Origin of the sequence: Lutibacter profundi, from assembly GCF_001543325.1 — a bacterium.
Taxonomy (GTDB): domain Bacteria; phylum Bacteroidota; class Bacteroidia; order Flavobacteriales; family Flavobacteriaceae; genus Lutibacter; species Lutibacter profundi.
The window spans coordinates 173,820-200,221 of the sequence record NZ_CP013355.1; the positions used below are offsets into that span (position 1 = coordinate 173,820).

General features: G+C 27.9%; 26 protein-coding genes, 2 tRNA genes and 1 pseudogene. 17 read left to right on the forward strand and 12 right to left on the reverse strand.

What is annotated here, in order from left to right:
* Positions 1–169: 169 nt before the first annotated feature.
* The 4 genes and pseudogenes from Lupro_RS13640 to Lupro_RS00815 all read left to right on the forward strand — a co-directional run.
* Positions 170–481: pseudogene (locus tag Lupro_RS13640) on the forward strand (DUF2853 family protein); the annotation flags it as partial.
* A gap of 126 nt (positions 482–607) precedes the next feature.
* Positions 608–2,458: a 30S ribosomal protein S1 gene (gene rpsA, locus Lupro_RS00805; RefSeq protein WP_068211300.1), complete on the forward strand. Its 1,851-nt coding sequence runs from the start codon at positions 608–610 to the stop codon at positions 2,456–2,458.
* Between the two features lie 102 nt (positions 2,459–2,560).
* On the forward strand, positions 2,561–3,943 hold the full coding sequence (gene glmM / locus Lupro_RS00810) for a phosphoglucosamine mutase (protein ID WP_068205603.1): 1,383 nt from the start codon (positions 2,561–2,563) through the stop codon (positions 3,941–3,943).
* Between the two features lie 58 nt (positions 3,944–4,001).
* Positions 4,002–4,808 carry a hypothetical protein gene (locus Lupro_RS00815; protein WP_068205604.1) on the forward strand — a complete coding sequence of 269 codons (807 nt, stop codon included), beginning with the start codon at positions 4,002–4,004 and terminating at the stop codon, positions 4,806–4,808.
* 153 nt (positions 4,809–4,961) lie between these two features.
* Here the strand turns inward: Lupro_RS00815 and Lupro_RS00820 are convergent, their stop codons facing one another.
* Positions 4,962–5,843, reverse strand: coding sequence for a lysophospholipid acyltransferase family protein (locus Lupro_RS00820; protein ID WP_068205605.1), 882 nt, complete (start codon positions 5,841–5,843; stop codon positions 4,962–4,964).
* Between the two features lie 100 nt (positions 5,844–5,943).
* On the opposite strand from Lupro_RS00820, the gene Lupro_RS00825 reads away from it, so the two are divergent.
* Positions 5,944–6,588: a rhomboid family intramembrane serine protease gene (locus Lupro_RS00825; protein WP_068205606.1), complete on the forward strand. Its 645-nt coding sequence runs from the start codon at positions 5,944–5,946 to the stop codon at positions 6,586–6,588.
* A gap of 31 nt (positions 6,589–6,619) precedes the next feature.
* On the opposite strand, the gene Lupro_RS00830 is transcribed toward Lupro_RS00825, so the two are convergent.
* Positions 6,620–6,692, reverse strand: a tRNA-Gly gene (locus Lupro_RS00830).
* Between the two features lie 349 nt (positions 6,693–7,041).
* Here Lupro_RS00830 and Lupro_RS00835 point away from each other — a divergent pair.
* The 4 genes from Lupro_RS00835 to Lupro_RS00850 all read left to right on the forward strand — a co-directional run bounded on the left by Lupro_RS00835 (position 7,042) and on the right by Lupro_RS00850 (position 10,848).
* Positions 7,042–7,545, forward strand: coding sequence for a GNAT family N-acetyltransferase (locus tag Lupro_RS00835; protein ID WP_068205607.1), 504 nt, complete (start codon positions 7,042–7,044; stop codon positions 7,543–7,545).
* Positions 7,532–7,972, forward strand: coding sequence for a GNAT family N-acetyltransferase (locus Lupro_RS00840; RefSeq protein WP_068205608.1), 441 nt, complete (start codon positions 7,532–7,534; stop codon positions 7,970–7,972). Before Lupro_RS00835 ends, Lupro_RS00840 begins: the two co-directional genes overlap by 14 nt.
* Positions 7,965–8,684, forward strand: a complete 720-nt coding sequence (locus Lupro_RS00845) for a M15 family metallopeptidase (RefSeq protein ID WP_068205609.1) — start codon at positions 7,965–7,967, stop codon at positions 8,682–8,684. Before Lupro_RS00840 ends, Lupro_RS00845 begins: the two co-directional genes overlap by 8 nt.
* Positions 8,685–8,802: 118 nt before the next feature.
* Positions 8,803–10,848 (forward strand): tetratricopeptide repeat-containing sensor histidine kinase, encoded by a 2,046-nt coding sequence (locus Lupro_RS00850; RefSeq protein ID WP_068205610.1) that lies wholly within the window; start codon positions 8,803–8,805, stop codon positions 10,846–10,848.
* A gap of 266 nt (positions 10,849–11,114) precedes the next feature.
* Here the strand turns inward: Lupro_RS00850 and Lupro_RS00855 are convergent.
* Positions 11,115–11,188, reverse strand: a tRNA-Met gene (locus tag Lupro_RS00855).
* 127 nt (positions 11,189–11,315) lie between these two features.
* On the opposite strand from Lupro_RS00855, the gene Lupro_RS00860 reads away from it, so the two are divergent.
* On the forward strand, positions 11,316–11,699 hold the full coding sequence (locus tag Lupro_RS00860) for an START-like domain-containing protein (protein ID WP_068205611.1): 384 nt from the start codon (positions 11,316–11,318) through the stop codon (positions 11,697–11,699).
* Between the two features lie 80 nt (positions 11,700–11,779).
* Positions 11,780–12,598, forward strand: coding sequence for an aminotransferase class IV (locus tag Lupro_RS00865; RefSeq protein WP_068205612.1), 819 nt, complete (start codon positions 11,780–11,782; stop codon positions 12,596–12,598).
* Here the strand turns inward: Lupro_RS00865 and Lupro_RS00870 are convergent.
* From Lupro_RS00870 to Lupro_RS00890, 5 genes are all read right to left on the reverse strand, one after another.
* Positions 12,590–13,147 (reverse strand): YqgE/AlgH family protein, encoded by a 558-nt coding sequence (locus Lupro_RS00870; protein ID WP_068205613.1) that lies wholly within the window; start codon positions 13,145–13,147, stop codon positions 12,590–12,592. The genes Lupro_RS00865 and Lupro_RS00870 overlap by 9 nt on opposite strands.
* Positions 13,148–13,250: 103 nt before the next feature.
* Complete coding sequence (locus Lupro_RS00875) at positions 13,251–13,523, reverse strand: HU family DNA-binding protein (protein WP_068205614.1); 273 nt, start codon at positions 13,521–13,523, stop codon at positions 13,251–13,253.
* A 188-nt stretch (positions 13,524–13,711) separates the two neighbouring features.
* On the reverse strand, positions 13,712–14,656 hold the full coding sequence (fmt, locus tag Lupro_RS00880) for a methionyl-tRNA formyltransferase (RefSeq protein ID WP_179945746.1): 945 nt from the start codon (positions 14,654–14,656) through the stop codon (positions 13,712–13,714).
* On the reverse strand, positions 14,656–16,551 hold the full coding sequence (locus Lupro_RS00885) for a RecQ family ATP-dependent DNA helicase (protein WP_068205615.1): 1,896 nt from the start codon (positions 16,549–16,551) through the stop codon (positions 14,656–14,658). The genes fmt and Lupro_RS00885 overlap by 1 nt, the downstream gene beginning before the upstream one ends.
* Positions 16,551–17,084, reverse strand: a complete 534-nt coding sequence (locus Lupro_RS00890; RefSeq protein WP_068205616.1) for an AAA family ATPase — start codon at positions 17,082–17,084, stop codon at positions 16,551–16,553. The genes Lupro_RS00885 and Lupro_RS00890 overlap by 1 nt, the downstream gene beginning before the upstream one ends.
* 116 nt (positions 17,085–17,200) lie before the next feature.
* On the opposite strand from Lupro_RS00890, the gene Lupro_RS00895 reads away from it, so the two are divergent.
* The 5 genes from Lupro_RS00895 to Lupro_RS00915 all read left to right on the forward strand — a co-directional run bounded on the left by Lupro_RS00895 (position 17,201) and on the right by Lupro_RS00915 (position 22,394).
* Positions 17,201–17,482: a DUF493 family protein gene (locus Lupro_RS00895; RefSeq protein ID WP_068205617.1), complete on the forward strand. Its 282-nt coding sequence runs from the start codon at positions 17,201–17,203 to the stop codon at positions 17,480–17,482.
* A 102-nt stretch (positions 17,483–17,584) separates the two neighbouring features.
* Positions 17,585–19,171, forward strand: a complete 1,587-nt coding sequence (locus Lupro_RS00900) for a peptidylprolyl isomerase (RefSeq protein WP_068205618.1) — start codon at positions 17,585–17,587, stop codon at positions 19,169–19,171.
* 19 nt (positions 19,172–19,190) lie between these two features.
* On the forward strand, positions 19,191–20,048 hold the full coding sequence (locus Lupro_RS00905) for a hypothetical protein (protein ID WP_082703832.1): 858 nt from the start codon (positions 19,191–19,193) through the stop codon (positions 20,046–20,048).
* Between the two features lies 1 nt (position 20,049).
* Entirely contained in the window at positions 20,050–21,438 is a 1,389-nt protein-coding gene (locus Lupro_RS00910) for a peptidylprolyl isomerase (RefSeq protein ID WP_227807459.1), read from the forward strand.
* Between the two features lie 2 nt (positions 21,439–21,440).
* Positions 21,441–22,394 carry an AAA family ATPase gene (locus Lupro_RS00915; protein WP_068205620.1) on the forward strand — a complete coding sequence of 318 codons (954 nt, stop codon included), beginning with the start codon at positions 21,441–21,443 and terminating at the stop codon, positions 22,392–22,394.
* 8 nt (positions 22,395–22,402) lie between these two features.
* On the opposite strand, the gene Lupro_RS00920 is transcribed toward Lupro_RS00915, so the two are convergent.
* Genes Lupro_RS00920 through Lupro_RS00930 form a run of 3 tightly spaced genes read right to left on the reverse strand, consistent with a single transcriptional unit; the run spans position 22,403 to position 24,485 of the window.
* Entirely contained in the window at positions 22,403–22,939 is a 537-nt protein-coding gene (locus Lupro_RS00920; protein ID WP_068205621.1) for an RsmD family RNA methyltransferase, read from the reverse strand.
* A 3-nt stretch (positions 22,940–22,942) separates the two neighbouring features.
* Positions 22,943–23,785 (reverse strand): DUF3822 family protein, encoded by an 843-nt coding sequence (locus Lupro_RS00925; protein ID WP_082703833.1) that lies wholly within the window; start codon positions 23,783–23,785, stop codon positions 22,943–22,945.
* Positions 23,754–24,485, reverse strand: coding sequence for a hypothetical protein (locus Lupro_RS00930; RefSeq protein ID WP_068205623.1), 732 nt, complete (start codon positions 24,483–24,485; stop codon positions 23,754–23,756). The genes Lupro_RS00925 and Lupro_RS00930 overlap by 32 nt, the downstream gene beginning before the upstream one ends.
* 100 nt (positions 24,486–24,585) lie before the next feature.
* On the opposite strand from Lupro_RS00930, the gene Lupro_RS00935 reads away from it, so the two are divergent.
* A complete protein-coding gene (locus tag Lupro_RS00935) occupies positions 24,586–26,013 on the forward strand; it encodes an ATP-dependent DNA helicase (RefSeq protein ID WP_068205624.1) in 1,428 nt (475 codons plus the stop codon).
* 7 nt (positions 26,014–26,020) lie between these two features.
* On the opposite strand, the gene Lupro_RS00940 is transcribed toward Lupro_RS00935, so the two are convergent.
* Positions 26,021–26,341 (reverse strand): YbaB/EbfC family nucleoid-associated protein, encoded by a 321-nt coding sequence (locus Lupro_RS00940; protein WP_068205625.1) that lies wholly within the window; start codon positions 26,339–26,341, stop codon positions 26,021–26,023.
* Positions 26,342–26,402 lie beyond the last annotated feature (61 nt).

Genomic DNA, 26,402 nt, shown 5'->3' on the forward strand with positions numbered 1-26,402 from the left:
TCGCTTCATTTTCTTTTTGTTATACTAAAAAAAATCATTAAATTTGCACTCCTTTTTACGAGAACAGATTTATAAAGGAAATAAATAGGCAATTATATAAATAATCTCTTTGCGTTATTATCGTGTAGTAATCTGAATAACAATAAGATACAAAAATTAAATTGACAATATGTCAAAATTACAAGAAAAAATAGAGCTTTATACAAGTGAAGCAGAAAAGTTAGGTTTAGGTTTAAATGCTGAATTATTAGCAGCTGTAACAAAAGGATTAGGTCCTTCAATCTACAAAGAAGATGCTGAAAAGGTATCAAGTTCAGACAAAAAAGAATTAGAAACTGTTAAGAAAAACTTTTTAATTAAAAAATTAGGTTTAGAAGATGGTGAAAATTTAGACAAGGCTATTGAAGTAGCAATTGAAAAAATTGGTAAATCTAATCGGAATAAATACAGAGCGCTGTTTTATACAATTTTAGTTGAAGAATTAGGAATGCAATCTGTTTATGATGCAAAGCCAGCTGAAGAAAAAGTTGTAGAAGCACCTAAGGAAGAAGTAAAAGAAGAAATAAAAGAAGAAGTGAAAGAAGTGAAAGAAGAAGTGAAAGAAGAAGTGAAAGAGGAAGTTGCAGTTTTAAAGTCAAAAACTAAAGTTGAAAAGGAAGCTAAAGAAGAGGCTAAAGTTGAAGAAGATGTTAAAGAAGAAACACCAGTTGCTGAAGCTGTAGACCCTGAAGAATTTTTAGAAAATTTTGATTGGCACAAATATGAAGAAGGAATTGAAGCAGTTGATGAAGAAAATATAAAAGCTTTTGAGGCAGCTTTAGAAGGTACACTAGGGTTAGTGAATGAGAGAGAAGTAATTGAAGGCTTGGTTGTTAGAAAAACTGATAGAGAAGTAATTATTGATATCAATTCGAAATCTGAAGGGGTTATATCATTAAATGAATTTCGTTATAACCCAGATTTAAAGGTTGGAGATATTGTAGAGGTTTTAGTTGATAAAAGAGAAGATAGTACAGGTCAATTAGTATTATCTCATAAAAAAGCTAGAGTAATTAAAGCTTGGGAGCGTGTTAATAATGCACATGAAACAGGTGAAGTAGTAAATGGTTTTGTTAAATGCAGAACTCGTGGAGGTATGATTGTAGATGTTTTTGGAATTGAAGCATTCTTACCTGGATCTCAAATTGATGTAAAACCAATTAGAGATTACGATCAATACGTAGAAAAAACAATGGAATTTAAAGTGGTGAAAATAAACCATGAGTTTAAAAACGTTGTAGTTTCACACAAAGCACTTATTGAAGCTGATATTGAAATTCAGAAAAAAGAAATTATAGGTAAATTAGAAAAAGGACAGGTATTAGAAGGTGTTGTTAAAAATATTACTTCTTATGGTGTATTTGTAGATTTAGGTGGTGTAGATGGTTTAGTGCATATTACTGATTTATCTTGGTCTAGAATTAATCATCCAAGTGAGGTGGTTGAATTAGATCAAACATTAAATGTTGTAATTCTTGATTTTGATGATGAGAAAACAAGAATTCAATTAGGATTAAAACAATTAAACGCTCATCCTTGGGAAGCTTTAGATGAAAATTTAAAAGTGGGAGACACCGTAAAAGGAAAAGTGGTTGTACTTGCAGATTATGGAGCATTTATTGAAGTAGCTCAAGGTGTTGAAGGTTTAATTCACGTTTCTGAAATGTCTTGGTCAACTCATTTACGTTCTGCTCAAGACTTTGTTAAAGTTGGAGATGAAATTGAAGCACAAATACTAACGCTAGATAGAGAAGATCGCAAGATGTCTTTAGGTATTAAGCAATTACACCCAGATCCTTGGAGTGATATAGCTAAAAAATACCCAATTGGTTCAACACATACAGGTACTGTTCGTAACTATACTAATTTTGGTGTGTTTGTTGAATTAGAAGAAGGAATTGATGGTTTGGTATATATTTCTGATTTGTCTTGGACTAAGAAAATTAAGCACCCATCTGATTTTACTTCTGTTGGAGATAAATTAGAAGTGAAAGTGTTAGAGTTAGATGTTGAAGGCCGTAAATTAAATTTAGGTCATAAGCAAACTACAGAAAATCCTTGGGATGCACACGAAGCTAAATTTACAATTAACTCAGTTCACGAAGGAACCGTTAAAGATAAGAGTGATAAAGGATTAATAGTTACCTTTGAAGATGGAGTTGAAGCATTTGTTCCAAGTCGATTTACGATAAAAGAAGATGGTACAAAATTAGCAAAAGGAGATACTGATAAATTTAAAGTTATTGAGTTTAATAAAGAGTTTAGACGTGTTGTGGCATCACATACTTCAATATTTAAAGCTCAAGAAGAGAAGAATATAAAAGTGGCTCAGAAAAAAGCTGAATCAGCTGATAAAACTACATTGGGTGATTTAGGTGGTGATCTTGCCGCATTGAAGAGAAAAATGGAAGGGAAATAAATTTCTATCCTAATTAAAATTTTAAAAGCTGTATCATTTGATACAGCTTTTTTTTTCATTATTAAATCAATAAGATTTACATTTGCAAACTAAATTAAATCCATGTCATTAATAAAATCGATTTCAGGAATAAGAGGTACTATTGGAGGTAAAGTAGCTAATAATTTAACACCTATAGATGCTGTTAAATTTGCTGCAGCTTACGGAATGTGGCTTAAAAATCAAACAAAAAAAGAAAAACTTACTGTAATTATAGGAAGAGATGCCAGAATTTCAGGTAAAATGGTGAGTAGTTTGGTAGGGAATACGCTGGTTGGAATGGGAATAAACGTAACGGATATAGGTTTGTCTACAACACCAACAGTTGAAATTGCAGTACAATTAGACAATGCAGATGGCGGAATTATAATCACAGCAAGTCATAATCCAAAACAATGGAACGCTCTTAAATTATTAAATAGTAAAGGCGAATTTTTGAATGCGAAAGACGGAGAAATTATTTTAAAAATTGCAGAGAATAATGCGTATATTTTTTCTGAAGTAGATGATTTAGGAACTTTTAGAAAAAAACAACACTATATTAATAAACATATAAAAGAAGTGTTAAATTTAGAATTGGTTGATATTGAATCTATTAAAGAAGCGAAATTTAAAGTAGTAGTTGATGCGGTTAATTCTACAGGAGGTTTGGCAATTCCTGCATTGTTAGAAAAATTAGGTGTTGAATGTATTAAACTGTATTGTGAACCTAACGGAGAATTTCCACATAATCCAGAACCCTTAAAAGAGCATTTAACAGATATTTCAAACTTAGTTGTAAACAAAAATGCAGATTTAGGTATTGTTGTAGATCCTGATGTAGATAGATTGGCCTTAGTATGTGAAGATGGCTCTATGTTTGGTGAAGAATACACCTTAGTAGCTTGTGCAGATTATGTGTTAAGTAAAACTAAAGGGAACACCGTTTCCAATTTATCATCATCAAGAGCATTAAGAGATATTACTCTAAAACATGGAGGGGAATACCAAGCAAGTGCTGTAGGTGAAGTGAATGTAGTTGAATTAATGAAAAAAACACAAGCTATAATAGGAGGAGAAGGTAATGGAGGAATTATTTACCCTGAATCACATTATGGAAGAGATTCATTGGTTGGTGTAGCACTTTTTTTATCACATTTAGCACAATCTAAAATGTCTTGTAAGGAATTGCGAAATAGTTACCCTAACTACTATATGAGTAAAAACAAAATACAATTAACACCACAAATAAATGTAGATGAAATTTTAGCTACAATTACTTCAAATTATAAAAATGAAGATGTAATTACAATTGACGGTGTTAAAATAAATTTTAAAACAGGGTGGGTACATCTTCGAAAATCAAATACAGAGCCTATTATTAGAATTTATACTGAAAGTATTTCACAAAAAAGCGCAGATGAATTGGCAGCACGATTTATAGCAGAAATAAAGTCAATAATTTAAGAAATTATAGAGTACATTGAAAAAATTAATTTTGGCAATTTTCTTGCTAGCTACCGTAATGTCTTTCTCTCAAGGAGTTTTAGATACCAAAAAAGTAAATTTTAATGATAGTGGGAATAACAAAGGAAATATATTTGTTTATTGGGGGTGGAATAGAGGACATTATTCAACATCGGATATTACTTTTAAAGGAGACAATTACAACTTTACATTAAGCAATGTAAAAGCTGATGACAAACCAAAGCCATTTGGAGTTTATTTTTTAAAATTAGATGAGCTAACTATTCCTCAAACCAATTTTAGGGTAGGTTATTTTTTTAAAGAAAATTACACAATTTCAATAGGGTTAGACCATATGAAATATGTAATGCGAAATAATACTACAGTAAAAATCAATGGTGATATAAACACAGGTGGAAATTTTGATGGAAATTATGTAAATGAAAATATTGTTTTGTCAGAAGATTTTTTACTATTTGAACATACCGATGGTTTAAATTACATAAATGCAGAAATTAGTAGATTTGACAACTTAGATAACTGGTTAAAATTTCCAGTAAAAAATATTGATATTAACCTAACAGAAGGCGTTGGAGTAGGTGTGTTATATCCAAAAACAAACACTACATTATTAGGGAAAGAAAGATATGATGAATTTCATGTTTCGGGTTATGGTTTATCAGCTCACGTAGGGTTAAATATTATGTTTTTTAAACACTTTTTTATTCAATCAAATTTTAAAGTTGGTTATATAAACATGCAAAATATACGAACAACCTCTAGCACAACCGACTCGGCTTCTCAGCATTTCAGCTTTGTTGAAAACCTGTATGTATTTGGTGCAAAGTTTAATTTAACCAAGTAGATTAAAGAGTGTTTTTTAGAAAAGTTTGTTTTTAAACACAAATCATTCTGAACTTAACTTGATTCAGAATCTTACTTAGCACAATTCTTAATTAGATATTTGTTCAATTTAGGGATTTTGAATAAGGCGGTTTAACATACTCTCAATTATTCATTATTCAGGTGCTTTATCTCTATGTTTAAAGCGTTTATGAGTCCAAAAGTAATATTCAGGTTGTTTACGGACTTGCTTTTCAACGTTGTCTATAAAAATATCAGTTAATTCATAATCTAAATGTTTAGGAGCATCATTAGTAATTAAACTGAATGTAGTTTCATAATATCCTCGTTTTACTTTTTTTACATTCATATATACAACATTCATATTGTATTTTTTTGCAAGCATTTCTCCACCAGTATGAACAGGTACTTTAATCCCAAAAAAATTTCTCCAATAAAAGGCCTTTTTTAATTGAGGGGATTGATCGCTAAGCAATCCATACATAGATTGAATATTATTTTTTTGATTGTAAATAATTTCAGGAATTAATTTTGAAGTTTGAATTAAATGAGTTCCAAACTTTTCTCTTGATTTTAAAATCTTATTATTAAAATAGGGGTTATTTATTTTAGTGAAAGCAGCATAACCTTTATAGTTAACAAAAGAGTCTACGCTCATTATCCATTCCCAATTTGCATAATGAGGACCAAGTAAAATAACACTTTTTCCATCTTTATATAATTCAGTAAAAAAATCAATATTAGGATATTTGTAGCGCTTATAAACTTCCTTTTTAGAGACGGTAAAGGACTTTATCATTTCTATAAAAACATCGACAAAATGGTGATAAAACTTTTTTTGAATTTCAATAATTTCTTTGGTGGTTTTTTTTGGGAGTACTAATGTTAAATTAGTAAAAACTACTTTTTTACGGTAACCTATTATGTAATAAACAAGTAAATAAAAGCAATCTGAAATAAAATATAAAATGCGAAAAGGGAGTATTGATAACAACCAAATTAAAGGGTAAACTAGTATGTAAACGATTAGATTCATAATTAAGAATGCAAATATCGTATTTAATTTTTAATACTTCATAAACCAGTAAATCAATATCAGTAAATTTTGTATTTTCGTCAAACATTAATTTTTTTAAATGAATATAGATAAAATACTTCTTTTTATAATTTTAGCAAATGTTTTGGCTTCAATAAAAGGATTCAGTGACCGCTTATTTTTTGATAAATATAAATTCCAAATGGGAGCAATACAACGCGGTGAGAAAATTAGAATGTTAACATCTGCATTTTTACATGTAGATTATATGCATTTAATTTTAAATATGTACGTGCTGTATATATTTGCTCCTATAATTATTATAAAATTAGGCATTGTAAAATTTTTGATTCTTTATTTTGGAAGTTTATTAGCAGGAAGTTTATTTACACTATACTTTCATAAAAAAGAGTTGTATTATAGTGCAGTTGGTGCTTCAGGAGCTGTTGCAGGTATAATCTATGCAGCCATATTGTTGAATCCAAATATGCGATTAGTGATGTTTCCTTTACCAATTCCAATTCCTGGGTATATTTTTGGTTTAGGATATTTACTGTATTCAATTTATGGAATGAAAAAGCAATTAGGGAATGTTGGTCATTCTGCGCATTTAGGAGGTGCAATTGGTGGGTACGCTTTATTATTATTGGTGTATCCAGAAGTGTTTTCTAATAGTTTAAATACAGTACTATTATTGGGAGTTCCAATTGTTTTATTACTACTGTTTGGACATAAGCTAAAATAAAAAAAGCCAAACAAAAGTTTAGCTTTTTTTGAGCGAGAGACCGGGCTCGAACCGGCGACAGTCAGCTTGGAAGGCTGAAGCTCTACCAACTGAGCTACTCTCGCATTAACGTTGGCAAATATACAATCCTTTTGCATTAAAGCAAACATTATAATTATAAATTTAAAATATTTAAATTAGTGATAAGCTAATTTTTTAATCTTTTTATTAGCCTTAAAATAATGTGATTTATAACTGTTTAATTTAGTAGCTTTATATCCAATACCTTACAGGTATTCACAAGAGCAATTGAATAATTTTACCAAACCTCTGTTTTGTGATTTAGCTTTTATAACCACGTAGAAATGTTTAATTATTGGTATGAATGCTAATTTAAATCTACTTTTAGACGGAATCAATTTAATTTCAATATGTTGCATATTAATAGTAATTTAGCATAGCCTTTTTAATAGTATGAATATTATTTTAGAAACACAACGGTTGTATTTAAGAGAATTTACAGATTCTGATGGCTTTCATTTCTATCAGTTAAACAATAATCCAGAAGTTATAAAACACACTGGAAATAAGGCCTTTCAATCATTGAATGAAGCAACCAATTTTATTAAAAATTATTCAGACTATAACCAAAATGGTTTTGGTAGGTGGGCAGTTTGTTTAAAAGAAACAAACGAATTTTTAGGATGGTGTGGTTTAAAAAAAGAAAAAGGAGAGATTGATTTAGGTTTTAGATTTTATAAAAAACATTGGAATAAAGGTTTTGCTACAGAAGCAGCCAAAGCATGTGTAAATTACGGGTTTTTAAAGTTAAAACGCCATAAAATTAGAGGAAGAGTATACGCTGAAAATAGGGCCTCTATACAGGTGTTAAAAAAATGTAATTTAAAATTTGAAAAACAATTTATGTATGATAAAAAACCAGCAGTTTTATATACCATAAAAAATGATACAAATTAAAAAAATAGAAGCTTTTGAAACATATCCTATTCGTTTAGAAATATTGCGTAAAAATATTCCTTTACCATATAAGTTTGAAGGAGATTTAGATAATGAAACGTTTCATTTAGGAGTTTTTAAAAATGAGGTATTAATTGCTGTTTCTAGTTATATGAAAGTAAAAAATAAAAGATTTACAGGAAATCAGTATCAATTACGTGGAATGGCAACCTTAAGTGAATACAGAGGGTTTGGTGCGGGAAAATTTATGTTGCAAGAGGCATTTTCTATATTAAAAGATTTTGAGATTGATTATTTATGGTGTAATGCACGTATTGTTGCTGTAGATTTTTATAAAAAACAGGGATTTCAAATATATGGAGATGAATTTGAAGTTCCAATTGTTGGAAAACACTATGTAATGTTTAAAAAAATATCAAATGATTAAATTTTCCTTATCTTATTTTTTAATTTTTTTACTGTTATTGAGTAGAATTAATACTTTTTCACAGACTAATTATTCTGAACGAGCTTTAACAGGAAGAGGTGATTTGGAACTGGTAGGAATACAAGATAAATTGCAAAAAGAAGTATTTGAAGCCTTTAAAAGGATGCAACAAGATGCGTTAAAAGACAGTATTTCAATTAAAATAGCTTCAGCCTATAGAAGTTTTGATAGGCAAATGGAAATATGGAACAGAAAATATGACACCTATATTTCAGAAGGATTAACACCTCAAGAAGCTATTGAGAAAATAATAGCATATTCTACCATACCAGGCACGTCAAGGCATCACTGGGGAACAGATATAGATTTATTTGAAGAAGTTGTAAAACTTCCTGAAAGTTTACTTACAGAAGAAAATTACATACGTAATGGGGTTTTCTCAAATTTAAAAATTTGGATGGATAAAAATTCAGAAGAATATGGGTTTTATTTGGTGTACGATAACAATATTGTTAGAAAAGGATTTAAATATGAACCATGGCATTATAGTTACAAAAAATTGTCACATCCCATGCTAAAAGAGTTTTTAAAGGTAGATTTGATAAAACTACTTCAATCTATTAATTTAAAAGGAAACAAGTTTATTACGCCAGTGTTTCTTCAAAAATACACCAATGAAAATATACTAGACATTAACCCTAAATTAAAATAAGAGCATTCTATTTTAATTATTGTAAAAATAATGGTAGATTTGTTACTATAAATCATTTAAAATCAATTGATAAATCTAATATTTTAATATGTTTTTAGAACCCCAATAATTTTAATTAATGAGAAAAAGGTTTTTTATTTTATTTTGCATTGGATTTTCTTTTTTTGTCAGCGGACAAGAAATTTCAGATTTAAAAGAAAAACTTCAACTTGAATTGTCGGATACTACTAGAGTATCTCTAAATTTAAAAATTGCAAACTTACATTCAAATAATAGTAGTGACTCCGCTTCATTTTACTACAATAAAGCTTTAGATATCGCTGTTAAAATAGATTCAAAACCACAGGTTTCAGAAATTTATTATACAATAGGTAGATATAATCAAAATAGAAGTAACTATAATGTTGCCATTGAAAATTATTTAGCCGCTGCTCAAATTTTTAAAAATATAGAAAACATTAAAAAAGAAGCAAGAATGTATAATAATATTGCTTCGTGTTATTTACGCCTTTATGCTGAAGATAAATCAATTGAAAATTATTTAAAATCTCTTAGTTTAAATAGAAGTATTGAATATAAGGAAGGTATAGCAAAGAATTATTTGGGAATAGGAGATTTATTTTATAATCAAGAAAATTATCAACATGCAAAACGGTATTTTCAAGACGCATTAGAAATTTATAAAAAACTAGAAGATAAAAATGGTATATCAACAAGTTATACCAATTTAGGAAATGCAACTGCTGATGCTGGAGATAATATTGCTGGACTTACGCTTTATAAGAAATCTATTGAAATTAAAAAAGAAATTGGCGATCAACTAGGTGTTGCTATAAATTATAATAATATTGGTGATTGTTATATTCAATTAAAACAATACCCTGAAGCATTGAATTATTTTTTTAAAGCTCTGAAAATTTCAAAAAATTTAAAAAGAAATGATTTGGCTTCTGTTTTATTAATGAATATTTCTAATGTTCAAATTAAAACTAAAAATTATCATGAAGGAATTGTTAACGCTAATAAAAGCTTAATAATAGCAAAGAAAATGGGTAATTTAGGCTACCAAGCAGAAAACTTTGAACTACTTTCAAATGCTTATGAAAGTTTAGGAAATATGCGTAGAGCCTTTAGTTATAATAAAAAATATATTACAATTAAAGATAGTTTATTGAAAATAGATAAAACGAATAAGGTAAAATTATTTCAAGCACTTAATGAGTTAGATGAAACACAAGATACTATAAATGAGTTATCAATTAAAAATGAAATAGCAGAATTAAGATATGAAACAGGAAGAAAGTTTGTTTATTTTTTAACAGGATCTATGGTATTATTTGGTCTTTTTGTTATAATACTAATTCAACAACAAACATCAAAGAAAAAGGCTTATAATTTATTAGAGTACAAAAATTATCAAATAAATAAGATGAATAATGAGATTCAAACTCAACGTGATAATTTAAAATTGATAAATAAAACTAAGGATAAATTTTTCTCAATTATAGCGCATGATTTAAAAAATCCATTCAACTCTATAAAAGGATTTACGGAGCTTTTAATAGAAAACTCGAAAGATTATGATGAAGAGAAAAAATTAAAATTTTTAAAAATAATTAAGGGTTCAACGTTAAAAGCTGCAAGTTTGCTTAACAATCTATTAATTTGGGCTAATTCTCAATCGGGGAATTTAAAGTTCAATCCACAGAAAGTTGAACTAAATCAAATAGTTTCTAATGTAATTTCATTATTAGAAATTCAAGCTATTAATAAAGATATTAAAATTATTAATAACATTGATAAACACCTTTTTGTATTGGCAGACAAGAATATGTTAGCAACAATACTTCGTAATTTAATTTCAAATGCAATAAAATTTACCCATCAAAACGGTAAAATTGAAATTTTAGCAACAAAAAAAGGAAGTTTTGTTGAAATTACAGTAAAAGATAATGGAGTTGGAATTTCAAAATCAGAAATAAAAAATCTATTTAGTATTGAAGTTAAAAATTCGAATGTTGGTACAGCAAATGAACAAGGCTCAGGATTAGGATTGATTTTATGTAAAGATTTTGTTGAAAAGCACGGTGGGAAAATTTGGGTAGAAAGTGAAGTGAATAAAGGAACTGAATTTAAGTTTACAATTCCGTTTATTACCAATTAACTTGATACAAAATGAAAACAAAAAAACTAAGAAAACCTTGGTTTTTTTTTAGCGTAATGTAGAATTGAACTGCAAATCTCCGAGTTATGAAACTCAACACTGATTAAAATTTCAAGTATTTTACGGGGGTCACACGCTATATATACAACATTGTATTCCAAAATGTGTTCATTTTTGGTATTCAAAGATAAGCAATTCAATTAATTTAGACATAAAAAAACGGTTTAGCGAACACTAAACCGTTAATTTCTAATCCTATAAATTTGTAGCGTGATGCAGAATTGAACTGCAGACCTCCGGGTTATGAATCCGACGCTCTAACCAACTGAGCTACCACGCCATTTATTAATGGCTGCAAATATAAAAAATAAAATAGTTATTGCTACAAATTTATTCCCATATTTTTAATAATTTAAATTTTTTTTAAAAAGAATATTTATATATATTGTGCATTTAAAAAGAGAAAGATGTCGAAAAAAATAAAATTTGAAATTGAATTTCCCATACATGCTTCACCTCACATGTTATATCAATACTTTGGAACACCTTCAGGTCTGTCAGAATGGTTTGCAGATAACGTAAATTCACGAGGTGAAATATTTACTTTTATTTGGGATGGTTCTGAAGAACAGGCTAAAGTTCTTCAAGAGCGCCCTGATGAAAAAATAAAATTCAGGTGGTTAGAAGGAGAAGATGATAAATCATATTTTGAATTTAGAATTCAGGTAGATGAAATAACAAAAGATGTTTCTTTAATTATCACTGATTTTGCAGAAGAAGATGAGGTAGAAGAATCTAAAATGTTTTGGGAAAATCAAATAGATGAATTAAAACACACTATTGGAGCATAATTTAACATATAAATTTTATAAAAAAACCTTGAAATTTTTTCAAGGTTTTTTTATGTAGTTTTGTGAATCAAATTTAAAAGATGATAAATTTAAATGGTATAATTAACAAGAAGTCTAAGTTACTCTTTGATTATAACAATAGAGCATTTAAATATGGAGATGCCTTATTTGAGACGTTAAAAGTTAAAAACTTACAAGTTTATTTTTTAGAAGATCATTATTTTAGGTTAATGGCTTCAATGAGAATGCTTAGGATGAAGATACCTATGCGTTTTACATTAGAATATTTTGAAAATGAAATTATCAACCTTGTTAAGCAAAATAATTTAGATAGTGCAAGAGTACGATTTACTATTTTTAGAAAATCGGGTGGTTTTTATGAGCCAAAAACCAACGAAATTAATTATTTAATTGAAGCTACTCAACTTATTTCGGTGCAACAACTAAATTATAAGGTTGATTTGTTTAAAGATTATTTTGTGTACTCAGGATTGTTATCAACTATAAAAACTACGAATAAAATAACCAATGTATTGGCAAGTATCTTTGCTTCTGAAAACGAATTAGATAATTGCATTTTACTCAATGAAAAAAAGCACATTGTTGAAGTAATAAATGGGAATATTTTTTTAGTTAAAGGAAATGTAATTAAAACACCCCCAATTTCAGAGGGCTGTATTAAAGGTGTTTGCAGAAAAAAAATTATTGAAATTATAGCAACAACGCATAAATATAAATTGGAAGAAACAGCAATTTCTCCTTTTGAACTTTTAAAAGCTGATGAAGTTTTTATTACAAATGCAATTATTGGAATACAGCCTGTAACAGTTTACAAAAAATGTAATTTTACAACGCAAGTTTCAAAAGAATTGGCAATTGAGTTCGCTAAATTAATTTAGTTCAGGATTTTTAGGCGCATTCGCCCAAATTTGGTATTCGCCTCCAAACTTTAATAATTGATTTTTCCACAAATCATTACTTTTCACAGTAAATAAATTGGGGTATTTATTATCAACAACAATCCATGTAGATTCCTTAAGTTCATCGTTTAATTGAGAAACGGACCAGCCTGAGTAACCTAAGAAAAACCGTATATCAGTAGATTTTATAGTTTTATCATTTAATAATTTAGAGAGTATGTCAAAGTCACCACCCCAGTAAATATCTTTGTCTATTTTTATACTGTTTGGAATTAGATGTGGTAGTTTATGAATAAAATATAAATTTTCCTGTTCAACAGGACCACCACTATAAATAGTAAAATCACACTTAATTGTTGGAATTAAATCACTTAAAACAAATTCAGTAACTTTATTTAAAATAAACCCAACGTATCCATCTTCATTGTGTTCAGTTAAATAAACAACCGACCTATTAAACGCTCTATCGTTTAATATTGATGGTTCTGACACTAGTAATCTTCCTTTTGAGGGATTCAATTCTATCATAAATTTTCACTTATTTATCTAAATATAGTAGAAATATATCAAAAAAAAAAACTCTCTAAAATTTTAGAGAGTTTTAAGGTAATAAGAAGTTATTCTTATATGGTTAATTTACAGCGTTGCTGAATCCAGCACCAGCTTTAAATTTAACAACATTTTTTGCTGCAATTTCAATACTTTTTCCAGTTTGAGGGTTTCTTCCAGTTCTAGCTGCTCTTTTAGAGATAGACCAAGTTCCCCATCCTACTAATGCAACTTTACCACCTTTTTTAAGAGTTTCAGTTACATTTTCTGTTAATGATTCTAGAGCTGCTTTTGCTGCTGCTTTTGTGATACCAGCATCAGCTGCCATTGCATCAATTAAATCTGATTTGTTCATAATCTAAATTTTTAAATTAATTGGTTAAACATATTTTGCTATTAAAAGCTTAACAAAGTTATACGGAATAAGGGCTTATGCAAGTTTTAACAAGGAAAAATGACTTTTTTGTTGATAAATGATACTAAATGTTAATAACCTCGTGTGTTTTTATTAAAAAAAGCTTGAAGCCCTTTAAAATATTGGCTTTATTGTAATATTGCATTTTTATGAAATGTAAAACCGTTTAGTAGGCTTTTAGTATCCATTTTCCGTTTGCCAGATAGTTGTAAACTTTTAATAATAATAAATCCTTTTTCTACGGCAACCTTAATTTCACTCTTTGTACTTAGTATTGTTCCAAATTTGTAATCATGTGTGGCAACTTCTTTTTCTATATCATAAATTTTTACTTTAATTTTTTCGTTGTTATTTATAAGCATTGTCCAAGCTGTTGGGTATGGGTTTAAACCTCTTATCAAGTTGTAAATTGTAGTTAATGGTTCAGCCCAATTAATTTTACAAGTTTCCGTATATATTTTTGGTGCTAATTTGCTTTCAATTTTTAATTGTTTTTGTGTATTCACTTTATTTTGTTGAATTTGAGAAACTGTTTCAACTACCAATTTACTTCCAATGTGCATTAATTTATTGTGTAGTTGCCCAACTGTTTCATCATTATCAATGGCAACTTCTTTCTGTAAAATAATATTTCCAGTATCAATATTTTCATCGATAAAAAATGTGGTGACACCTGTTTTTGTTTCTCCATTAATTATAGCCCAGTGAATTGGGGCTGCACCTCTGTAATTAGGCAGTAATGATGCATGCAAGTTAAATGTTCCATATTTAGGTAATTGCCAAACTACTTTTGGTAACATTCTAAATGCTACTACTATTTGTAAATTAGCATTTAAACGTTGTAGTTTATCTATAAACTCTTCACTTTTAAGGTTTGTAGGTTGTAAAATTGTGAGGTTTTGCTTTAAAGCATACTTTTTTACAGCAGATTCTTGTATTTTTCTCCCTCTACCAGCAGGTTTATCTGCAGCGGTTATAACTCCAACAATATTAAACTTTGCAATAATTAACGCTTCCAAAATTGCAACAGCAAAATCGGGTGTTCCCATAAATACAATTCTCAAATCTCTCATTAAACGTTTAATTTAAATTTATTTTGCGAAGTTATTGTTATTTTATTTTTTTCTAATAGTATTTTTAATGAATCTAAAATATTACTTTCTGGATGGTTTAAAAAAGTTGCTAGTTCTTGAGAAGAGTATGGTTGTTTTTTTAAAGCGGTTATAATATGTTCAAGTATAATTGGAGAGAGGTTGCCAGTTTCTTCTTTTGCTAAACAGTTATCACAAGTTCCGCAAGGTTTTATTAGAGTTTCATTAAAATAGGAAAGTAATTGGATATTTCTACAAGTTTTAGAGTCTTCTATATAAGAAATTACAGCTTTAAGTTTCTCAAGTTTTAAATTATTTTGTTGCTCAATATTTTTTGAAATAGCATTTATGGTATGTTTATCATCTCTTGGAACTAAAAATGATAATTTAGAAGTTGTATTTTTATAGTTATAATTTACAATACCATTTGTGTGCAATTCATTTAATTGTTTAACAATGTTATTTTTTGTACAATTTAATTTCTTTGAAAGCGTATATTCGTTAATTATGGTGTAATGGTCAAAAATACCACCGTAACTTCTTAAAATTAATTTAATCAATTTACTTTTAGATGGTTTTAGGTTTATGTAATCAAAAACTTTTGAATTACTTACCAAGAATTTAAGAGTAGACTTTTTGTTGTAATTTTCATCTAAAAGTAAAATGTTTTCTCTTTCTAAAACCTTAATAGCATTGTAGGTTTGCAATAATTTTAATGTATAGGTATGACAAAATTCTTGTAACGAAAAATCAAAAAGTTTAGAAGGTGTTTCTCCTATTGCAATTGCATAATATTGATTTAGATGGTGGTATATGTTTTTTACAATTTTTGTTGAAGCTAAATTTGCTATAAATCTTGTTGAAGTATCAAATAAATTAGATTTGTTTGTTAGAAGTATTGAATAGGCTGTTTTATCATCTCTTCCTGCTCTCCCGGCTTCCTGAATAAAGTTTTCTAGACTATTAGGAATGTTAATATGAATTACGGCTCTTACATTGGGTTTGTCAATACCCATTCCAAATGCATTAGTGGCAACCATTATTGGAGTTTCATTTTTCATCCATTTTGTATAAGCAATATTCTTTTGTGTAGATGATAAGCCTCCATGGTAAAAGCTACTTTTAAAATTGTTTTTCAATAAAAAATCACAAACTTCTTTTGTTTGTTTTCTGCTATTTGTATAAATGATTAGAGATGCATTTATTTTGCGTACTATTTGAAGTGTTTTACCATAAATATCTTCGGTGGTTATTACATTATAATGTAAATTATTTCGCTGAAAAGATTTTTTGAATAATAATGCATTGTCAATTTCTAAGTTTTGCTGAATATCATCTAATACCTTTTGTGTAGCAGTAGCAGTTAAGGCCATAAAAATGGCATTGGGTTGTAACTCCTTTAAAATTTTTAATTGTAGGTATGAAGGTCTAAAATCGTGTCCCCACTCCGAAATACAATGCGCTTCATCTATAGCAATAATAGCAACTTTTAACTGCTTTATTTTTTCCTGAATTAATGCTGATTGTAATTTTTCGGGTGATAAATATAAAAATTTAAAATCTCCAAAGCGTAAATTATCAAAAGCAGTAATAATTTGATCTTGGTTTAATTGAGAAGTCAATGCAATGGCTTTAATATTTTTCTTTTTTAAGCTGTTAACTTGATCTTGAATTAATGCGATTAAAGGAGAAATTACAATGCAAACACCATCTAAAAGCATTGTAGGAATTTGATAACAAAGAGATTTTCCACCACCTGTTGGTAATAATACGATGCTATTTCTTCTAGCTAATGTTGATTCAATAATTTTCTTTTGAGGATACTTAAACTGAGAATAACCCCAATAATTTTTTAGTATTTTAAGAGGTGTACTCATTATTTAATACACGCTAAAATAAAATTTGTTCTATCTTCAATACTACCAGTAGGTACTTCAATAATGTTATAGTTTAATTCGCTATATGTACGTTCCAAATGATTGTGAATAGCTAAAGCTTGTTCAAAATTTTCATAACGCACGTTGTCTGAAATATAAATTTCTTCCCAAGGAGGCATTAAAAAAATATAATTATATCTATAAAGGTTACTTTTAGTAACATATGAACTAGGATAATCAACACTCATATAATTCATATATGCGTGAACATCTGGGATTCCTCTGTCAAAAAAAACAAATTTTTCATTTTTTTTCTCAGCCTCAATATATTGGTTTACACGCCCTTCCAATAATAATTCACTAAATATCAAAGGATTTGTTAAAAATAGTTGTTCGGTTCCTTTTCTCCTAGCATTTAGGGTAACCTCTCTAGAAATTTCTGTCATACACATAAAATTGCGTTTAATTAACTCTTCAATAACGGTAGTTTTTCCAGTTCCAGGTCCTCCTGTGATAACTATTTTTTGTTGCATAGTGCAAAAATAAATTATTCAGTAAATTATACTAGAAATATTGATGTAATTTTGTCATATTAATATTAACAATGCTAAGATGGTATTATATTTGAACAGATAATTTAAAAAGTAATATGGATAAAAAAGATCAATTTTATAAAAAATTAAAAAAAAAATTAAAGGAAGACACTACATTTCCAACAAAATATCTCTTTAAATTTATAGTTCCTGCTAAAGAGGATTTAATTAAAGAAGTTGAAGATATTTTTGATTATACGGGTGCTGTAATTACAAAAAAATCTTCTAAAACCGGAAAATACACAAGTTTATCAGTACTTGTAATTATGAAAAAAGCAGATGATATTATTATAAAATACAAAGAGGCTGAAAAAGTGGAAGGCATTATTTCTTTGTGATTACTTTAACACGATTAAAAAAAATATAAAATATATTGCATCGTTTTAGAATAAATAGGAATTTAGCACTTTTTATTATTTTAGCAACAAAATAAGTATTTTATGAAGCCCAAATATGTACTTGTAACATTACTTTTTATAGTTCTTAAAACTTTTTCACAGGAAAGTAAAAAAGTGTTATTTACTATTGATAATGAACCTTTTTACACACAAGAATTTTTAAATGTTTATAAAAAAAATTTAAAGATAGTTGATAATTCTAAAACAGATATTCAAAAATATTTACAGCTATTTATCAACTATAAACTAAAAGTTAAAGAAGCTAAATTTTTAGGCCTTGATACAATTCAAGCGTTTAAAAATGAATTGAAAAAATATAAAGAGACTTTAATTTTACCGTATTTAAAGGACAAGGATGTTACAAAAAAATTAGTAAAAGAGGCTTATAGTAGGTTAAAAAAAGAGGTAAACGTTAGTCATATCTTAATTCCTTTAAAACCTTCGGCTTTACCTAAAGATACTGTAGAAGTTTATAACACTTTAATAGAAGCTCGAAATTTAATTATTGAAGGAAATGACTTTGCTAAAATAGCAAAGCGTTACTCAAAAGACCCAACAGTTCAACAAAATGGAGGGGAAATAGGCTATTTTACTGTATTACAAATGGTTTATCCATTTGAAAATAAAGCATTTTTGACTCCTGTAGGGCAAGTTTCAATGCCTTTTAAAACAAAGTTTGGATATCATATTTTAAAAGTAAACGCTATTAGAGACTCTAGAGGAGAGGTTGAAGTTGCACATATAATGTTTAAAAAAAATAATGTTAATGCAAAAAAATTAATAGACTCAATTTATAATGAATTGTTAAATAAAAATGGCAGTTTTTCTGAAATAGCTAAAAAGGTATCTGAAGATAGAACAAGTGCAATGAATGGAGGGAAACTAAATAAATTTGGTTCAGGAAAAATGATTAAAAATTTTGCCAATGTTGCTTTTTCTATAAAAAATGAAGGTGATATATCAAAGCCATTTCAAACTCAATTTGGATGGCATATTATAAAGTTATTGAAGAAATATCCACTTAAAAATTTTGAAGAACTAAAAGATAAATTAACAAAAGAAGTTGAGAAAGATGAACGCTCAAATTTAATAGATAAATCGGTTGTCAAGAAACTTTTTGAACAGTACAATGTGGTTGTTAATAATAAAGCACTTCAACAGTTTGAAGTAGATGATTGGAAAACCAATTCAGAAAAATTTAAACAAATAATTTTATCAATAAATGGGAAAAATATTTTTCAACAAAAATTTATAAATTACTTAAAATCATACATCTTTAAGTCTCCTAAAGAGGTATTTATAAACTTTGAAGAACAAGAAGTACTTAATTATTACAAAGAACATTTAGAGTTCTCTAATCCTGATTTTGCGAATACATATAAAGAATTTAAAGAAGGATTGCTTATTTTCGATTTATTGGATAAACAAGTTTGGGAAAAGGCAAAAGACAGTACAGGTCTTTTGCGCTATTTTAATTTAAATAAAAGTACAAAATACAATCATAAAAAACTAAGTAACATAAAAAGTACTGTAATTTCAGATTATCAAAATTATTTAGAAATTGCAATGGTAAAAAAACTTCATAAAAAATATGAGGTTAAAATTAATAAATTAGAAAAAAAAGATTAAAAAATTAAATTTTTAAAATTTGGAAAAATATAAATATAGCTTTTTAATAGCAATTGTTTTAGTATTGCAATCATGTAATTATTTTACAATTAAAAATGATACACGCCAACCTGTTGCTCGTGTAAATAACACATATTTATATAAAGATGATTTAAAAAATATTATTGCTACGAAAGATCTTAGTAAACAGGATAGTACTTTATTAATTAATAATTTTATTAATAATTGGATTAAACAACAATTATTATTGTCTAAAGCTCAAATAAATTTAGAAAATAAAACTGATAAATTTGAAGAACTTGTTAAAAAATATAGAGAAGATTTATTTATAAATTCATACAAAGAAGCAGTTGTAAAACAATATTTAAATACTAAAATAACAGATGATGATATTGATAAATTCTATACTAAAAATAATCAAAATTTTAAACTTAATGAAGAATTGCTAAGACTTAAGTATATTAAAATTGGAAAAAATATTCTAAATAAAAAAGAGTTGATAAAATTATTTAAGTCCACAAAAAAAGAAGATTTAGACAGCTTAAAATCAAAAGAACTTTTTTTCAAATCATATCATTTAAACGATTCAATATGGGTAAAATATAGTGACCTGATTACCAAAGTACCAATTTTGAAAACGGAACAAAAAAACCAATTGTTAAAAAAAGGTAATTTTATTCAAAAAGAAGATTCATTAAGCCTATATTTGGTGACTATTAAAAAGGTGTTAAAAAGAAATGAAACAGCACCTAAAAGTTATGTAACACCTACAATTAAACAAATGATTTTACATCAAAGAAAACTATTATTATTGAGAAACATTGAAGAAACACTGATTGATGATGCAACAAAAAAACAACAATTTGAAATTTATTAAAATGAAACAACACCTAACTATAATTACTTTTTTGCTATTTTTTATAGGATTGAATGCACAAGATAGCTTAAAAGTAGAAAGTAATATAAATAAGAGGATAAAAATAGATGGAGTAGCTGTAGTTGTTGGTAAAAATATAGTGTTAGATTCTGACATTGATAAATTTAAAAAAGAGTTACAACAGCGTACTGAAGGAAAGATAGACATTTCAAATTGTGAAATGCTTGAAGAACTTATGATACAAAAATTAATAGCACACCATGCGGTGGTTGATAGTATTGTAGCTTCTGATGTTGAAGTAAATTCTGAAGTTGAACGTAATATTTCATATTTTAAACAGCAATTAGGTTCTATTGAAAAAGTAGTTAAAATGTACGGTTTTAATGATGAAGAAGATTTGAGGAAAGAATTATTTGATATTCAAAAAGAGCAAATTTTAATTAGAAAAGAGCGCGAAAGTATTACTGAAAAAGTTGATGTAACTCCTGAAGAAGTTAGAACGTATTATAGTAATTTAGAAAAAGATAATAGCTTGCCTGAATTTAGTGCAGAAATTGAATTGGCACAAATTGTTAAAATAATAAAACCATCTGAAGAAGAAACCAATAGAGTTATAAATAAATTAAAGCAAATAAAAAAAGAAATAGAAGATGGTTATAGCTTTAGGCTTAAAGCTATTATAAACTCTGACGACCCTGCTGTTTCAGGAAATGGACCAGGCGCTGGAGGGAAATATACTATAACACGTGAGGCTAATTTTATAAAAGAGTTTAAAGAAGTTGCGTTTAGTTTAGATGAAGGTGAAATTTCTGACCCTTTTGAGTCGGGTTTTGGATTTCATATTATTCAAGTTGAAAAAATTAAAGGTCAAGAGCGAGACGTGCGGCATATATTAATTCAGCCAAAAATTAGTGAAGCGGAATTAAAATCCTCTAAAGATGAATTAGAAAAAATTAGAGAACAAATTTTAAAAGGAGAAATTACTTTTGAGGAAGCAGTATTAAAATATTCTGAGGATACAGAAACTAAAAACAATAAAGGGCTTATTTTAAACCCTCAAACGAATGACACTAAATTTAATTTAACACGTATGGATCCTACTTTATACGGTAGGGTTAGTAATTTAAAAGAAGGAGAAATTACACATGCTTTTTATGATGAAATTAGAGGTGAATCAAAAATGTTTAAAATAATTTTACTAAAGAGTAAAGAAGAAGCTCACAAAGCAAGCTTTACGAAGGATTACGAAAAAATTCAACAATTAACATTGCAGAAAAAGAAAGAAGAAACTGTTGAAAAATGGGCGAAAGATAAAATTGTTGATACCTATATTAAAATAAATAAGGACTTTAAAAAATGCGATTTTAAAAATAATTGGAAAAAAGAATAATGATGTCTGACGTTGCTGCATTAAAAGAACTGGTTATAAAATACAAATCTTTAAAGCAAGAAATTGCCAAAGTGATTATTGGTCAAGATGAAGCTATAAACCATATTTTATTATCAATTTTAAGTGGAGGTCATTCTCTTTTAATAGGTGTACCTGGTTTGGCTAAAACCTTAATTGTTCATACAATTTCTGAAGCATTAGGGCTTGATTTTAAAAGAATACAATTTACACCAGATTTAATGCCTTCAGATATTTTAGGAAGTGAAATTTTAGACGAATCCAATCATTTTAAATTTATAAAAGGGCCTATATTTAGTAATATTATTTTAGCCGATGAAATTAATAGGACTCCACCAAAAACACAAGCAGCTTTATTAGAAGCTATGCAAGAACGCACTGTTACAATTGCGGGGCATCATTATAAATTAGCACAACCTTTTTTTGTGTTGGCAACTCAAAATCCAATTGAACAAGAAGGAACATATCCTTTACCAGAAGCTCAATTAGATAGGTTTATGTTTTCAATAAATTTAGAATATCCAAGTTTTATTGAAGAAGTAAATGTAGTTAAAAGCACCACAAATGATGAAACACCAGTTATAAATGCTCTATTATCGGCACAAGAAATTTCAAATTTCCAACATTTAATTAGGAGAATACCTGTAGCAGATAATGTGATAGAATATGCTGTAAAATTAGTGTCTAAAACTCGTCCAAATTCTGAAAATTCACCTGAAATTGTGAATAACTATATAGATTGGGGAGCAGGGCCAAGAGCTTCTCAAAATCTAATTTTAGGAGCAAAAGCAAATGCGGCAGTAAACGGCAAATTTTCACCAGATATTGAGGATGTACAAGCAATTGCTTTTTCTATTTTAAAACATAGAATTGTTAAAAATTACAAAGCAGAAGCTGAAGGTATTTCAGAAAAGCAACTCATTGAAGCTTTGTTTTAATATTTATTTTATATTTCAAAAAAACTAAACATATTTCCTCCGTACCTTTTTGAATAACTAAAAAGACTGTGATTTTCTAATGAGGTTTGCTTAGAGTGTTCAATTATTAAAACACCATTTTCGTTCAATAAATTATTATCAAAAACTAAATCAATAATTTTTTCAAATAAATGATCTTCAAACTTATAAGGAGGATCAGCAAAAATAATATCAAACGTTGTATTTGTGTTTTCTAAAAATTTATAAGCATCACTTTTGAAAGTATTGATATTTAAATCTAGTTCCTTAGAAATCAAATTAATATATTTTATACAACCGTAGTGAGCATCAACTGCTGTAATGTTTTTTGTTCCTCTTGAGCCAAATTCAAAGCTTATATTTCCAGTTCCAGAAAATAAATCTAAAACCACTACCTCATTTAGGTAATAAGAGTTATTTAAAATGTTAAATAAAGCCTCTTTTGCCATGTCTGTTGTTGGTCTTACCGGTAAATTTTTAGGGGCGTGTAAACGCTTACTTTTATGTATTCCAGAAATAATGCGCATTGGCTATATTTGATTTAGTATTGTAAAATGTGAGTGGGGAGAGATATCTTTAAGTATTGAAGGAAAATTAGCAGGTGAATAAAAGGTTATATTTCTGATATATTGATATAAAATATTGTAAATATCAGAGTTCTTTTCAATATCACCCAATAGTACTAATTTAAATTCTTCAGGGTTAAAGTTTAATTGCTCTGCAATAAATAGGATGTAGTATATAAAATCTTCTTTGGTTTTAAAATAAAATGAATTAAATAATTCTAATTTTTTATTATTAAAAATAATTACATCAAAGTTGGATTTGGTAACATTTATAAAAAAAATGACTTCTTCTGTATTTTTATAAACATTTAGTAACTTTTCGATAAGAATTGTTGAAGCGTGTTTATAAATAAATGTCCCATATTTATCTAGCAAAAAATTATTGATATTAACAAAGGGGATATATACATTTATAATTTCAGAATTAGTTATTTTGTCATAAGTAACAAAATCATTTTCAAGTACTTTAATTGTATGTTGTAAATAACTTTCTAATTTATTTTTATCGAAAAAAGGCTGAGGAACTTGGGTAACTAAATTGTTGTGGTGTGTAACACTTACAGAATGATATTTTTCTTGAAGTAGAGTTTCTTGCTCAAATATTTCTTCAATTAATGCTAAATGCTTGTATGGAGAAATAGATGTATCATCAAATTCGTAGGTATTAAAAGCACCTATTTCTTTTTGAATTTTGTTGTAAATACAAAAAGAAAATCCATCCAAACTAAGTTGGATGGATAAATGATTTTCTTGTAGATTTTTTAAATCTATCTTGTTATTCTTTATTTTGATTATCTTCTTTATCATAAAAAGGAGGCCAGTTTCCGTCTTCACTTACTTCATTTAAAGAGCCAATTCTAATAAATGCACCCCTAATTTCTTCACCACCAATTGCTTCTCTTTCTTGTGCAATTAAATTTTTGTCCATTCCTTTTAAAATTAAAGCTTTGTCAACTTTCACTTCAAATACTGGGGCTTTAATACCTGCTATTTTTTCAACTTCACCAACTTCAATTTTAAATTTTTGGTCAGTGCCAGGTATTTGGAGCATATTTTTGTAATCTCTTCCTGTAAACTGAATTTTCACATCTTCATATCCAATAGTGTCAACAACTCTTTCTTCTATTTCTTTAGTTATTCCTCCACTAAGGTGAATGGTTTTAGGCACGTTTTTAGTTTGTGTTAAGGCAAATTTTGCAGTATCAATAAACTTAATTAATCCTTCACCATCAGCAGTGTATTTGCCAGTTACTTTTTTATAAGCAACTTCAGCATCACGGATAATTTTTAAGTTTTTAATCACTTTAGCATACCTAATTTTTTTAGCTTTGTTAAACTGAACAGGTTTTTGAATTTCAAAATTAATTTTATAAACTAAAAGTGCTGCCAAGGCAATTAGTATGATTGAAATAATCCAATGAAGTTTTCTTGGAATATAATTAACAATGGCATAAGCTAAAAAACCAGTAACAATAATACCAGCTATTATAATTAAAAATGTTATCATTTGTATTTTATTTATGTGTGTACGCAAATCTACAAATTTTTTTTAATGAGAAAAATTTTTCTGCATAAATCAATTTGTATATTTGAATTTTATTTAAAATATGATAAAAACGGCACTAGAATTTTATAATGATATTATTGACAAGTTTCCATTTGAACCTACAATTTCACAAGATGTATTACTTGAAAAACTCTCAAAATTTATTTTTGAAGACAAAAAGGGTACGTTATTTTTAATTAAAGGATATGCTGGAACTGGTAAAACAACTTCAATTAGTACTGTAGTTAATAATTTATGGAGAGCCAATAAAAAAGCAGTATTACTCGCCCCTACAGGTAGAGCTGCTAAAGTTATTTCAGGATATTCTAACAGGCAAGCTTTTACAATCCATAAAAAAATATATCATCCACGAAAAAATAAATCTGGTGGAGTAGACTTTGTATTGCAAACAAATAAGCATACAAACACAATATTTATTGTTGATGAAGCCTCTATGATTCCAGATTCTCCTTCAGGAACTAAACTTTTTGAAAATAACTCATTATTAGATGATTTAATCTCTTACGTATACTCTGGGGTACATTGTAAACTAATATTAATAGGTGATACGGCACAATTACCACCAGTAAAACTTGATATTAGTCCGGCTTTAGATGTACATAAATTGACATTAAATTACCAGAAAGATGTCACAGAAATTGAATTGGATGAAGTTATGCGCCAGCATAAAGACTCAGGAATTTTGATTAATGCAACTCAACTTCGTTTAATTTTGAAGAATAACGGATTTAGTAATTTTCAATTTCAATTAGGTTTTCCAGATATAATTAGACTTATTGATGGTTATGAAATTGAAGACGCTATAAATACAGCTTATGATAATATTGGAGTGGAAGACACCACTTTTATAGTACGATCAAATAAACGAGCGAATCTGTACAACCAACAAATTAGAAGTAAAATTAGAGGACAAGAAAATGAAATTTCAACAGGAGATTATATTATGGTTGTTAAAAACAATTATTATTGGCTAAAAGATACAAGTGAAGCAGGCTTTATTGCCAATGGAGATATTTGTGAAATTTTAGAAATTTTTAATATAAAGGAGTTGTATGGTTTTAGATTTGCTGAAGTTAAAATTCGTATGATTGATTATCCCAATCAAAAACCTTTTGAAACGGTACTTTTATTAGATACTATAAATTCAGAATCTCCATCGCTTTCTTATAATGATTCTAATAGACTGTACCAAGAAGTAGCAAAAGATTTTGCTCATGAAAAATCAAAATACAAACAATTACTAGCAATTAAAAAAAGTAAGTACTTTAACGCACTACAAGTTAAATTCTCGTATGCAGTTACTTGCCATAAATCACAGGGAGGACAATGGAAAAATGTTTTTATAGAGCAACCGTATTTGCCTGAAGGTCAGAATATTGAATATTTAAGGTGGCTATATACAGCCATTACAAGAGCACAAGAAAAAGTATTTTTAATAGGTTTTAAAGATGATTTTTTTGTAGATTAGTTTAAAACTAGTCAAGTAAATCTAACCCAGGAATATTTGGCATTCCATTTTTAGCGGCTTGAGCAAGTTCATTTTCACGTATTTCACTTGCTTTTTGTAACGATTTATTGAGCGCAATAATCAAATAATCTTCAATTTCCTCCCTATCTTTTAGGTTTTCAGAAATTGAAATATTTTTAATAATTCCATTGGCAGTAACAGTAACTTTTATGTTGCCGTTACCAGCTTCATCATCAATTAAAACCGTATCTAAGCGTTTTTTAGTTTCTTCAATTTTTACCTGAGCTTCTTTAAGCTTTGTCATCATTTCCGATAAGTCTCCAAACATTTTAGTATAAATTTAATCTAATTCAATGGCAAATATAGTACTTTTGCCGACTAGAGAAATT